The organism is Bradyrhizobium sp. AC87j1 (assembly GCF_002936975.1).
Classification (GTDB): Bacteria; Pseudomonadota; Alphaproteobacteria; order Rhizobiales; family Xanthobacteraceae; genus Bradyrhizobium; species Bradyrhizobium shewense.
On record NZ_PTFE01000002.1, the window covers coordinates 180,113 to 192,572 of the forward strand.

Annotated in this window: 12 protein-coding genes and 1 pseudogene; 10 read left to right on the top strand and 3 right to left on the bottom strand. The window is 58.7% G+C overall.

The window, feature by feature from the left end; all coding sequences use genetic code 11:
• Positions 1-88: 88 nt before the first annotated feature.
• The 5 genes from CV770_RS02325 (at position 89) to CV770_RS02340 (ending at position 4,450) form a co-directional block, all read left to right on the top strand.
• On the top strand, positions 89-268 hold the full coding sequence (locus tag CV770_RS02325; protein ID WP_104461175.1) for a helix-turn-helix transcriptional regulator: 180 nt from the start codon (positions 89-91) through the stop codon (positions 266-268).
• Positions 241-432: a hypothetical protein gene (locus CV770_RS42050; RefSeq protein ID WP_161499971.1), complete on the top strand. Its 192-nt coding sequence runs from the start codon at positions 241-243 to the stop codon at positions 430-432. The genes CV770_RS02325 and CV770_RS42050 overlap by 28 nt, the downstream gene beginning before the upstream one ends.
• A gap of 207 nt (positions 433-639) precedes the next feature.
• The gene (locus CV770_RS44175) at positions 640-792 is read left to right on the top strand and encodes a helix-turn-helix transcriptional regulator (RefSeq protein ID WP_502693582.1); all 153 of its coding nucleotides are present in this window, start codon (positions 640-642) and stop codon (positions 790-792) included.
• A 56-nt stretch (positions 793-848) separates the two neighbouring features.
• Positions 849-1,178 carry a hypothetical protein gene (locus CV770_RS02335; protein ID WP_104461177.1) on the top strand — a complete coding sequence of 110 codons (330 nt, stop codon included), beginning with the start codon at positions 849-851 and terminating at the stop codon, positions 1,176-1,178.
• Positions 1,178-4,450 (top strand): bifunctional DNA primase/polymerase, encoded by a 3,273-nt coding sequence (locus CV770_RS02340; protein ID WP_104461178.1) that lies wholly within the window; start codon positions 1,178-1,180, stop codon positions 4,448-4,450. Before CV770_RS02335 ends, CV770_RS02340 begins: the two co-directional genes overlap by 1 nt.
• Positions 4,451-6,061: 1,611 nt before the next feature.
• Here CV770_RS02340 and CV770_RS43130 read toward each other — a convergent pair.
• Positions 6,062-6,163, bottom strand: a pseudogene (locus tag CV770_RS43130) (SEC-C metal-binding domain-containing protein); the annotation flags it as partial.
• 472 nt (positions 6,164-6,635) lie between these two features.
• On the opposite strand from CV770_RS43130, the gene CV770_RS02350 reads away from it, so the two are divergent.
• The gene (locus tag CV770_RS02350) at positions 6,636-7,085 is read left to right on the top strand and encodes a hypothetical protein (protein WP_104461179.1); all 450 of its coding nucleotides are present in this window, start codon (positions 6,636-6,638) and stop codon (positions 7,083-7,085) included.
• Between the two features lie 216 nt (positions 7,086-7,301).
• On the opposite strand, the gene CV770_RS02355 is transcribed toward CV770_RS02350, so the two are convergent.
• The gene (locus tag CV770_RS02355) at positions 7,302-8,216 is read right to left on the bottom strand and encodes a hypothetical protein (protein ID WP_146101229.1); all 915 of its coding nucleotides are present in this window, start codon (positions 8,214-8,216) and stop codon (positions 7,302-7,304) included.
• A gap of 181 nt (positions 8,217-8,397) precedes the next feature.
• On the opposite strand from CV770_RS02355, the gene CV770_RS02360 reads away from it, so the two are divergent.
• From CV770_RS02360 to CV770_RS02375, 4 genes are all read left to right on the top strand, one after another.
• A complete protein-coding gene (locus CV770_RS02360) occupies positions 8,398-8,919 on the top strand; it encodes a hypothetical protein (RefSeq protein WP_201759659.1) in 522 nt (173 codons plus the stop codon).
• A gap of 151 nt (positions 8,920-9,070) precedes the next feature.
• Entirely contained in the window at positions 9,071-9,250 is a 180-nt protein-coding gene (locus tag CV770_RS02365; RefSeq protein WP_104461181.1) for a helix-turn-helix transcriptional regulator, read from the top strand.
• Positions 9,247-9,531, top strand: a complete 285-nt coding sequence (locus CV770_RS02370; RefSeq protein ID WP_104461182.1) for a hypothetical protein — start codon at positions 9,247-9,249, stop codon at positions 9,529-9,531. The genes CV770_RS02365 and CV770_RS02370 overlap by 4 nt, the downstream gene beginning before the upstream one ends.
• 27 nt (positions 9,532-9,558) lie before the next feature.
• Positions 9,559-10,341 carry a hypothetical protein gene (locus CV770_RS02375; RefSeq protein WP_104461183.1) on the top strand — a complete coding sequence of 261 codons (783 nt, stop codon included), beginning with the start codon at positions 9,559-9,561 and terminating at the stop codon, positions 10,339-10,341.
• A gap of 473 nt (positions 10,342-10,814) precedes the next feature.
• Here CV770_RS02375 and CV770_RS02380 read toward each other — a convergent pair whose 3' ends face one another.
• Positions 10,815-12,395 carry an ATP-dependent nuclease gene (locus tag CV770_RS02380; RefSeq protein WP_104461184.1) on the bottom strand — a complete coding sequence of 527 codons (1,581 nt, stop codon included), beginning with the start codon at positions 12,393-12,395 and terminating at the stop codon, positions 10,815-10,817.
• Positions 12,396-12,460 lie beyond the last annotated feature (65 nt).

The window sequence follows — 12,460 nt, forward strand, 5'->3', positions numbered from 1 at the left end:
GGTAACGAGCGTCAGTCAATTTCTACCGCGATTTTCTACGTCGCCATTTGTACCTCTTGAGCCACCATCAAATCTCAGGAGGCACAAAATGAAACAACTGATTAAGTCCGAAACGGTGCGCGGCAAGCTTGACATGCCGCAGTCAACTTTCGAGCGGCTCGTTAAGCTGCGAACGCATGACTTCCCCGCGCCGATCTACATCAGCCGGTCTAGATTCTTTGATGCAGCGGAGATTGAGGCATGGCTCGCTACCCGATCGGCAGGTTGACCATGGACGACGACAACCCCAAAATCGGTTCGCCTGAATACCTGCGCGCGCTCGCCGATTGCTTCGGATGCAACGAAGATATCACGCTTGGTTCTACTGACCAGGCCTTGTGCAAGCAAGCGCTTCTCGACCGCGCCGACCTGATCGACGCCGGGCTCGCCTGATACATCCCAGCGATAAGTATCAACGAAACGTTGCCACCGACGCGGCGTCTAGCTTCGCGTCGGTGAGTTCTTGCCTTTTGCAAGAGGTTTTTCGGCAGGGGAGATCATAATGGCCTGTTCAACTCTGTGATGCCGTGTTCGTTTGTCTTCACGAACGATTGGAGACCAAAAATGTCGACCTCAGCGCTACTGCCTCAAGATGAACTCATGGTGGAGCTCGGCGTGTCGCGACCGACGTTGCAGCGGTATCGCCGGGAAGGCTCGGGACCGGCTTGGTTCCGACTTCCCGGCGGTGCCGTGCGTTACCGCCGGTCGGATGTGGACCTATGGCTCGAAGCGCGGCGTATCGCTGTTGCATAGCCCACAAAAGCAAAACCCGCCGTTGGCGAGGCGGGTGATGCAAAAAGGAAAGTCTTATGAAGCCCACTTTTTATAATCCCGACTCGAAGTGCGCGCAAGTTTTTTGCAGGAAGCCCGTCAAAAACATCAGCGCGGCCTACTTCGTCGCACATCCCGATGCTATCTATAGCGTGCGCGCGTGGACGGCCGACACTGGCAGGAAGCTTCGCTACTTTCATATTGAGATCACGCTTCGCACCGGTGACACGATTCGCTGCGACAGCGTCGATCTCTGCTCGAAGATTTGGAGCGGTGGCGGCGGCAGTTCGCGCGAGCGGGCCAAGGCTGCTATTCGCGCCCTGATTGCTGACGAGAACTTTCGGCCGCCTGCTCTGTCGGCGGCGTGATGATGGCTTCCCCCTTTGCTTTAACGGCGCTGGCGCTGGTCGAGCGCGGCTATTCGCCGTTGCCTATCGCGCCGTGGGGTGAACGCGACTGGAATCCGAAAGGCAAAGAACCCGGCAGACTCGAAGTCGGCAGCGACGGTGAACCGGAGTGGTATCGCCTCAAAAACTGGCAGGTCTTCTGCGAACGGCAGGCCCATCCCAAGATCATCGAGCATTGGTCAAGGTGCCCGGATGCTGGGGTCGGCCTCGCTTGCGGCTTCGGTGGACTCGTTGCGGTTGACGTTGACGACGACTCCCTGATTGAATCCATCTTCGCGGTGTTGCGGCCCTACACGGTCGCGAAGCGCGGCAGGAAGGGCGTGACCGCGTTCTATTGTGCCACCGAACCGCTACCGTCGAAGAACTACCGCACCGCCGACAAGCGCGGCTTGCTCGACTTTCTGAGCGTCGGCAAGCAGACGGTGCTGCCTCCTAGCTACCATCCAGACACCGGCCTCCCCTACGAATGGACCACCGAGCGGAAGTTGCTCGATACGCCGCTCAGTGACCTTCCCGAGATCACCGGCGCGCAAGTCGCGGCGATGGAGGCGGTGCTTCGCGCATACGGATGGGACGCTCCCGAGCGTCGGCAGCCGCGTGGCGGCGCCGGAGAATGCCCTGCGCAGAACGCCATGCCCAGCATCTGCGGCAGTGATGACGTAAACTCGGCCGCGCTCGCGAACCTGTCCGCCTGGGTGCCCGATCTTGGCCTGCCGAAGCTTCGCAGAAATGGTGCGGGCTATCGCGCGGTCGCGCCATGGCGCGCCTCCGGCTCGGGTCGGGCCGCCACCGCGCGCGGCGCACATCTTGGCATCCATCCGACCGGTATCGTTGATTTTGGGTCCGGCGATACGTTTTCCGCCATCACAATCGCCGCCAAGGCGCGCGAGATCAATTACGGCGAGGCGCGCGACTGGCTCCGTGACAAACTCGGCCTCTCTGCCGCGCCGCTCATCCATTTGCGCAATGTTGCGTCGGCATCGGCGGTGGTCCCGAGCTATTCAGACCAGCGTGTCCACCTTCACGAGGCCACCGCGCGTCTTCGGACGCTAACCGGCCCCGAGCTTGCCAACGCTATTTTGAACGGCATCGCTGTTCGGAATCAGGCGGCACTCAAGCCGCCGCTGATTCTCCCGGTGCATCCGGTCACGTCGGTGCGGTCGGAAGCCGGTATCGGTAAAACGCACGCCGCGCGGGAGGGTGCCGCCAAGCAAGCTCGGCTGGGCCGCCGCATCGCCTATGTCGTGCCACGCCACGATCTTGCGGAACAGATCGCGGCGGACTTCGCATCGGATGGTGTCAAGGCCGAAGTCTATCGCGGTTATGAGCGCCCGGACCCGCTCGCGCCCGAACATCTCATGTGCCGCAACATCCCGGCCTACAAAGCGGCGCGTGACCTTGGCGTCAGCATCCGGGACTCCGTGTGCGAGCGCCGGATCGATAACGAGATTGTCCGCTGCCCGCTTGCGAAGGCGTGCGGCATTGAGCGCCAGCGCGAGGCGCGTCCGTCCGTATGGGTCACCCCGGCGGCGTTGCTGTACACGAAGCGACCGGACTTCATTTTCCCGCCCGACGCGGTCGTTATCGACGAATCGTTCATTGACGGCGCAATCGGCGATCCGGTGAAGGTCGATGTAGCAGCGCTGCTCGGGTCAAAGATCGAAGGCTGTAGCGACGAAGACCACGACGCGGTCGAGCGATTCCGCCACCGCCTTGCCGCCGCAATCAAGGCGAACGGCAATGGCCCGTTGGCCCGCGCCGCTTTGATCGACCACGGAATTGACGCCGAAGTCGCCAACGCAGTCGGTTGGCTAGAGCAACGCCGTGTCACTTCCACGATCTTGCGCCCTGATATGCGGGAAAGCGAACTCAAGACCGCCACCTATCGCCATGCGGCCCGGAACAAGCTTGCGCGGGACGCGGGGACGCTTTGGCGGGAGATCGCGGTCTTTCTTGAGGAATGGAAGATCGAGTCCACCATTGGCGACCGATCGCAATCGGGGCGTATTACGGTCGAGGGCGGCAAAGTGTCTGTGATGCCGCTGCGGACGGTGCATCCGTCATGGCGTGACGCGCCGACGCTGGTTCTCGACGCCACCGCGCCGCCGGCTTCGCTGATCGCGATTGCGCTTGGTGAAATCCAAACCGCCGACCTTCCGCCGGTGGTGACCGAACAGCCGGTTGTTGCCGCCAAGTGGCCGGAGCACGTCCGGGTGCGGCAGATCATCGGCGCCCCGGTCAGCATGTCAAAGCTGGGCTTATGGGAGGCCCCCAAGCCGCGCAACGTGCTGGACGTTGTCCGGTTCGTTCGGCTCCGGGCTGCCTTGGCCGCGCCCTCCCAGATCGGTGTCGTCACCTACAAAGGCGTGCTTGACCAGATCGCCGGGCAGCTTCCGGCCAACGTGATCGCTCGGCACTTTGGGGCGCTGGCCGGCATGAACGACATGCAAGACGTTGCCGGGCTGATCGTGATCGGGCGTCCTGCCCCCAGGCGGTCCGCCGTTGAAGCTTTGGCGGCGGTCTTCGCTGGGCGTCCGGTATCCGGTGGCGAAGGTCATTTCTTCGATAAACATCCGGGCGGTATCCAGCTTGCTGACGGCTCCGTTGTCGCGACTACGATTGATCGCCACCCCGAGCCGATTGCGGAGGCGCTACGCTGGCGGATCACCGTGGGCGAACTACTTCAGGCGGTTGGTCGATTGCGCCCCCACAGGCGCTCCGAACCGTGCTGGCTGGACATCGTGTGCGACGTGCCGCTGCCGGTCACGGTTCATGAAGTGGCGCGGTGGGATGGGGTGGCCCCTGGGTCGACCGCTGACATGGCGGCGGAAGGCGTGGTTCTGACGAACAGCCGGGACGCCGGCTTAGCGTTCGGAACGACGGACTGGGGCGCGCGAGGAGTCGGTGGTTTCTCTATAGAGTCTCTTATTAGAGATTCCACCGACTCCTCGCCCGTCCGAAAGTTCACCTACCAGAAGGCCGGTTCCGGCCAGAAGCAGTACCCGGCCTGGTATCTTCCCGGCATCCTGCCGGGCGGCGTCGCCGCCCTCCGGGAGTGGCTGGAAGAACGGCTGGGGCCGCTGGCAAGCCTTGATGTTGCGCGGATGCAGACGCGTGTCACGTTCGCTCGGATCGGTCGGGATATGGCAGGCCGGTTGAAGTTTGCAGATGCATCTTCACCGGCGCTGAAGACGATCGCTGCGTTCTTTGATGACCTCGAAAAACACGCGTAGAATCTACAACATTCAGTTCTCGTTACAACCTCGCCCAATTTACGGCCGTGGCTTGATGCGTCCCTCAGCAGCCTGGTCCTGCTCACTGCGCATCCATGTCCACTTCGTATATTCGCGCGCAACACGAACACGCGCTTCTTTGAGTGGGAGATCCTTGTAGTGAGCAACCGTTTGATTTTGTTCAAAGAACTTGTCCACCTGTTGCTGCGTCATGTCGGCGTTTGCTTTCAGCAGCCAATCGTAAAGATCGAAAGGATCATCACGGCGCAAGCTCCGCGAGGCGTTGTCTTTGCCGAACACAGCATCCGTATAGCGCCGCGCGGCCTGCGCTTCCCCTGCGGTCAGCGGCATTTCCACAAGCCAATGATGGCCGTTTGCGGCAACCATCAGCATGGCTTTGTTGTCACCCGATGAGCAAATGTCTTCCACCGTCGCTCGGACGATCTGGCCGTCCATGTTAGGCACCTCCATCGTGGTACCGATCTTGACCGTGGGTTTCAGTTTGCCGTCGCTGTCGAGCAGTTCTGGCGGCGAACCGTCGAAGGTGATCGGCACAGTGCTAGCTGTCTTCCACGCTTCCATGAGCCAGAAAATGTCGCGATGCTTATCGTATCCTTCAAGCGCAGCTTCGATCTCCATTGTCCGCCCGAAGGGATAGTCGTCGATCTTGATGGTTTGCAGGAAGCCAAAGCACGGGTGACCTGCGACTTCCTCATCGGCGAGGAAAGTGTGGTTGGTAATAATGATATAGGCGGGAGCGATCGGCTGCCCGTCCACTGTCATGCTTTTCTCCGCGCTGCGAATTGCCGCCTCGGCCTTGTCGGCGACAGCGCGCCAGTCGGCCTCGGCCAACATGGTGGGAATGCTCAGCTCAAACCAATAGACCGGATTCGTGAGCTTCTTCTTCGACGCCTTATAAATCTGATCGCGCACATAGCCTTCCAATTCGCGTTGAAACTCCGGGTTCGTTACATCGCCCGTGGGCGCTTTCCAGCCGTGCTTTCGTTTAGCTTCAACCTCATAGATCCTTCCGGACGTCTTGGACTTGGCCCTGAACTCTGGCGTCGGCATCGACCCCGACTTCGTCTCCGCGCAGGCGATTTCCATGCCCGCAACGGCCAAGGCTGCGCCCACGACAACCTCGTGATAGGCGGGCATGAAGCTGACGTAGTTGCGCAGCCGCTTGAGCAGAAGTTGCGGTATCTCATCGTGATGGGCGATCAGATAAACTGCGTAGGCTAGGTGCAGCCAGCACGCGATGAAGCCCATCATCACAATGCTTTTCACCTTTGGCTCGCCGGGCTGATGGCCACTGTATACCTGGGTCTTTTCCAGCCATCGGAAGAGCGGATGCTGGCCCTTGCTACGTTCGCGCTGGCCCCATTCATTGCCGAGCGCATGCTTCATGAAGTAGTCGAGGAAGTTAGGGAAGATGACCCAATCCTTTCCCCAGTGGACTGTCGTTTTGACCGCCACGAATCGGAAGCCATGCGAGTCATCCATCCACGATACGATAGGGTTACCGTGGCCTTGCTGCTGTCGGCGTACATTCTCCGCGGCTTGACGGTGACGCAGCATGGCTTGCGCTTGCGCCAAGAAGGCCGGGTCGGGTCCAGGCATAGTCTTCCGCTGCGCGCCCGGTTTGGCGGCATCCAAACAGCACTTTTTGAACTTCTTGCCGCTCCCGCACGGGCACGGCTCATTTCGTCCAATTTTCATCCGCATAGTCCTGCCGCTGAGTCTTAGCGGTTCCTCTCCATAGATCGAGGGACTCGGCAATTCGCCCCCCGGCCGACTTACCCGACGCCTTCAAACCAAGGACATTCCGCCTGACGAGTGAGCGGCCTCGCCCCGTGCCAGCGGGTTAGCGCGGCCCCGAACGTATACGCGACGCTACCAAGCGCTTTACCTGAAACTCCAACGCGGGTTGGTCTGCGCCCGATATTCGACGAACTACATCGTCAATACCTTGCGGAGCTGGCAATTCGAGGTTCCGACCTATGCCTCGGTCGCCTCGATCGCATGCGAGACCATCTGCAATTAGGGTCCCAACCGAAATTCCATCGGTCAAGAAGTCGTTCGGGACTCTCGGCCACGTTGCACGATGGGCGGGCACCGCAACAATACCTCTAGGACCAAACACTAGGATAAATGACGCATCCGACCTGCGCTCCATCCGCAGGGCTTGGTTCCGCAAAGTGTTATCGCCATCGTAGAGACCGTCCTCCCACTTCGATTGCAACAAAACACCTTTGCTTATGCCTTTGTCACGTCGAACGAGGGAGACGTACAAGTCGGCGCCGTTGATACTTTCCATCGAACGTCCGCCTCGGTCAGGAATGTTACGGCCCATGACCTCGATAGTAAGACGCCCAACAATGACGGGGTGGTGCCGAAGCTCGTTGCGGATTGCGGCGGCCAAGGTTGCGGTAAGTGGCGGTTCTTGCGTGAGCGTGCCAAATTCTTCCTCATGAACTTGCTTGCAAGTCCTATCGATGACTTTTCGAAGTTCGTTGAGCAACCGTCGCTCTTCTTCGGTCAAATCCGCCATTTGAATGTGCTCCGGATCGGTCTAGGCTGGATACAAGTTCCAGTTGCACAATTCATACGCCGCAGCAACCACGATATGGATTGAACGTTAGAAAATACGCTGACGCATGACGCAAACCGCTTTCAGCGGCTTCCGTATTGCCGTCTGTAATATCTGGCTCTGGGTCGTCAGGTCGCCCGCGCGACTTCCGCTATCGGGGCTCGCGGAGTTTCTTGCTAGGATGTTGCGCCACGAGATCCACACACGTTAGACATCAGGGCTGAGCGAACCTTCAAGCATTCGACGCCCCTTTGCTTCGTACTACTCTCCTTTTTCGTGTGGAATATATCTTCCTGTCGGCTGCCTATGCCCTTTGCGAGCGCGAGCAATTTCTGCCTCCGAAGCTGGCTTCGCCGTGGCGACAGACGGAGGATTTGGCGGCGAAGAAGGAGGCAGGACCGCATTTATAAAGGGCCTCCCCGGATACATCCTAACTAAGTCGGTTCGCAACGCTGTCATTGCTTCACCACTTGAGAGGACGTTCAAAGTGACCTGCTCAATCAGAGCTTCGCTTATTTGCTTTAGCTGCTGAAACAAAACGGGACCAAGAGCTTTCTCGATTTCAGATGCTGGTATTTTTGATCCGTGCTCGAAGCCGGCTTCTTCGAGCTTCTGCCAAGCCTTTTCCAACAAGGCGTTGCGATTTTCAATCGCGCCTTTGACTTGATGATAACGCTCCTCTTCAATCATCGTTTGCTGCCACACGGCACCACTGGATTGGAGAAGGAAGCCAAGATTGTTCTTGTTCAGTTCAACGCGGATACCGTTGTCCAAGGGAGGCCCGGGCATAATCCTAAACCAAGCGTCCGGTGCACCCTGGTGCGGATCAATATAGTTTCGCTTGTATAAGAACTGGTGATTCAGAAACTTCATCAACACCGAGAGTGCGAGATTGCCTTCGATAACCTCCTTATCGATACGCTCCCGCGTCGCCCGTCGATTGTTGAAGGCGAAGGCGGAGAAAGCACCAGCAAAAATTGAGAACGGAGCCCAAAAGGCGCCAATCACCTCTTTGAGTGTCAGAGACCTAAAAAAGCTAGCCGCACTATCGAGCGCGAATTGAACCAGTCCGGGCACCTTCTCGCCCCCCAAAATTGGAACAAAACCACAATAGGGTTCAACTAACAACAAACCACGGCTGAGAGAACCATTTGGGTCCTCCCGACGCCCCTCCATTTGAGGGTGACGCGCGACCGCCCGATCTGGCTAGATATAAAATTTCAAAAGTGACTTTCTGTTCTCGAATCGGTTGTGGCAGCAACGCGGGGAGCGCTGCTCAAGGGCGACTGCAATAGGCTGTAGCGGAATATCTCGTCGCCTGATCTTGGGGGCAGTTTCAACCTCAGGATTTCCGCCGATGCCCGACCTTCTTCCGCTGTATCCCTCCGACTTCCGCACCGCCCCGGTCGCACCCTTGAACGGAAAGCGTCGCAAAAACCCGCGCACGGTCACGATGCCCGACAGGGTGGGTCCGCATGTGAAACTGGTCTTCGCCGAAATGGCACGCCAAAAGCTGCGTTACCTTGACGTGGCCGAACGTAGCGGCGTGCAGCATGCTACGCTGAAGGCGTGGAGAAAGAAAAATCGGCCGGGTTTGGAGTCCGTTGAAGCCGTGCTGGCAACGCTTGGGTACGGCCTTGTGCCGGTTCCCGCTCTCGAAGCGCTCCCGCCGGCACTCGCTGGCGAACTCACGGCGCTGGCGCTCAAGATGCGGATGAATATCCCGCAGACCTGGGCCGCTCTGATCGACATCGGCGTCGAGCAGGAGCTTCTCCACATGCGGGCGGACGAGCGCGCCGCCATTCTCGCCGAGCATGAAGCGCGCCTCGCTCGCATCCCCGCCAACGACAACCAGAAGCGACGCCGTAAAGCTGCTTAAGGGATACCGAAACGGTCCCGACGAAAGCCTCTGATTTTCCCATACTGATCCCGTTGCTTGGTTCTCCTCCACACCAAGTAACACCGGTCGTCAGCCTTGGCCGGTGCGTTTGGTAGCCAGATGCACCGGCCACTTTTTTAGATGGATGCCAATGTCAAAAGCTTATCTCTCGCGCACCCAGGCCGCAAAGCGGATCGGCCGTTGCACGAAGACCCTCCGCAACCTCGCCAAGCGTGGCGATGGCCCCCCGTTTTTGTTGATCGGCGACCGACCTGCTTATCCGATCGACCAGCTTCAAACCTGGATTTCAGCCGGCGGAGATGCCCAATGAGCCGCGCCAAGCTTCTTGCCGACCTCAAGGCGGCGTCCGCAGATTACGCAACGGCTCAGCGGCAGTTTGCGGCCGAACGTTTCAACGTCCAGCACGGAATCGCGCACAATCTGATGCTCGCCGAGAGCCGCGAGCATGTTGCCTATCACCGCTGGCTCGGCGCTCACGAAGCATTCGCTACCAGTGCACCGAAGCGCGCTCCGAAACCTGCCCCGAAGGTATCGGCGGTCGCACCGCGAGACCCCGGCGCAGAAGCCGTTGCCGACTACTGGCGGCGGTGATTTTCAACCCCATTGAGACCAAACACAATGAACATCCTGAAGTCCCTCTTCGGCAAGAAGCCGATTACTTCCACCGCCATCGCTGCCGAGATCGCGCAGGCGCGCGCCGAACATGACGCTGCCCTTGCCAAGCGCGGCGCAGCGCTGGCCGGTCTCGGCTTGATGGATGATGCCGCCCATCAGAAGGCCGAAGCAGAATACGAAGTGCACCGGCGCGCCGCCGATCGCGCTGCCGCGCGCCTCGCTGATCTTGAAAGGGCGCACGCCGAAGCGCTCGTCACCGAAGCGGTGTCGGAGAAGCAAGCCGAGGCAGAACGCTTCCGCCAACGTGTCACGAACGCGCGCAATGACGTTGAGGTTGAGGCGGCAGCGTTGCTTCGCGATTACGACGCTACGGCTGCAAAGCTCGGCGACATCATCGCCCGGCTCGGCGAGATCGACACCGAGGCGAGCGCGGTTAATGAAGCCGGCCGACGCGCACCGGGCTTCGAGCCTGTGCGCAGCATCGACGCCGCGCACCGCCAGCATCCGGGTCGGCAAGCGATCGAGCGTCGGGAGATGCAGCAGTGCTGGGTGTTCGCAAACGGGGATGTGCTTGCCGTCCGAACCAACGCTGATGGTGAAGTCATCAAGGAAGAGTCGCGCTGGGTTCATCATGAACAGCGTTTCGACACCCCGCGCCTTGAACAGCGGGAGATTATCGTGTCGCGCACCCAAGCCCGCCCCGGCCACTATGAGGCCGGCCTGAACGGCATCGTGCTTCCGCCCGGCTTCGCCCGTGGTGCTGCACATTGGCCGCGCAAGTCATGAGCGCGCCGGGCTTGAAGTTGATTTGGGCCATCCCGTCGAAATCGGCGGGCTGGTGTGCGAGAACGCCCGCTGTCGTGCAGAGGAAGCCGCGCTGCGACGTGCCCCGTGCCGACCTTGGTGGCTGCGCCATCGAAAACATGACGTTGGCGCGCACGCCTGATGTCGGCTCTCCCGCCGATATCAGCGCATTAGCGGACGGCGCTAGAGGTCGCAAAAGAGCCAACAGCGGACGTTCAGCGCATCGCAGGCCGCGATCTGTTTCGGAGGAAACCGACACACGCTATTGCAGCAAGGGCGACCGTTCTTTCATGGAAGACCATACAAACCTGGTCGCGTAGGATATCCGCCCGGGACATCCAAAGCTGGCGATTTTGCAGAAGCCACATGAAACGCAAAAGCTCATGTAGCCCAGACAGGTGAATCGTCGAACATCTGGATGCCCGGGAAGCGTAAGTGATTTCGTGTTGAATCTGCTAGACAACGCGGTTGAAAAGATGTGGCTCCAATGCTGCGATGAGGGCCGCTTTGAGGGCTGCCTTGCTAGCTTCTTGCGATAAGTCGGCATCGCTCGTGCCTAGGATTGCGCACACATCATCAAACGCTTTTTTCGTCGTCACCTGCATCTGGTGCTGAAACCCTGCCTGATAGGTTTTTGCTGGGAATTTCTTGAGCAGCTCGTCAGTATTAAGGGCTGCGGTTAACTGCTGAATTTCTTGATCAAGTATTCGCTCAGGTTCTGACGCTGCCGGAACCCCCGATGAAAACGCCAATTTCATAACCGCGAGATCAGCGTTGGGCGCCACTGAGTTGCGCATTTGCTGTTGTTCGAGTTCAAGCAGCAGTTTAGCTCGGTTCAGGGCATGCTTGTTCAGAATGAAGCCGCGAACAGAGTTTCTGGCTGCAGTGAGGAAAGCCTGATAGCGCCCGTCGATGTCGGTTAGATTGTAAAAAGCTGCTAGTGCTTTAAATATTGGTTCGTAGCATACAATTCCCTCAATCTCGTTGATGGGGAGTGCTTTGATACGATGATGTGAGGTCAGGTATGCCTCCGACCAATCATCGCGGTCGATGTGACCGTGGGCTTCGACGTTTTTGGTTGCTCGATTGCTGTTGAAGACGTCAACGCACTGCTTAACGTTGCCGCAGCCGCCGACTGGAATCACGGCTGTGTTGGGGCAGTCGTACCAAGCCTTGAGCAGTCGATGATCTTCATCGTCGAGGCCGCCTTCGCAAAATATCAGCCGAGTTGCGGTGATTGAGAATGACGCTGCACCAAGTATTGTATTTATCGCGTCATCTGGGATCTGAGTGTCCGCGATTTCATCAAACGTTCCTGGCGATCTAACGACGTAGATTTTCGGATGCGAGCGTGAAAGGGCGAACGGGATGTCATGAGTCACGTAGACGAACAGGGTGTCCTTCTTGTGAGCCTCCATTTCGTTCCAAAAGCGCCGCGCCAACAGCGGGTGAAAATGGATTTCCGGCTCGTCCACAATGACGATCGATGCGCTTGAGCTGACAAGGCGGGTGATCAAGTACAACGCTGTGCGCTCTCCCTCGCTCATCTGCGCGGTCGGGTAGGGATTGGACCCGGACCTTGTGACTGTTGGCGTATAGTCCATTTTGAGCGTTCGGTTGGGAAACAGACGTTCCCATAGACGAGTGATAGTGCGAAGGCGCGTGTCGGATAATTCCTTTGGGATCTCTCTGCCTTCTAGATGATGCGCTCGGTAGTCTTGCGCTCGTGACTTATCTTCCTCAAGAATTTGGGACATGAGGTAAGTGTATTCATTATGTACGTCCCAATATTGATGAAGCTGGCGCTGGAGCGCGCCCTGCGTATTGCTCTTGAGGTCGCTATCGGCTTGGCGAGGCAAATCCGTTAGGCCAATAAATCTGTTGGCGGAAATCCTATCCGTATTCGGATTATTTCGTTGCGCGAGATCCACCGCGAATCTCGTCTTTCCAACCCCGTTGGGTCCGAGCAGAACAATAGGATTATCGCTATCTGTCTGTATTTGAGAGCCGTCAGGGAGATTCACCGGAACGAGCATGAGCAGTCTCTTGAACTTGCCAAAATCGGATTTGACGTGAAATGATCGGCTCAAGCAGAAAGCTA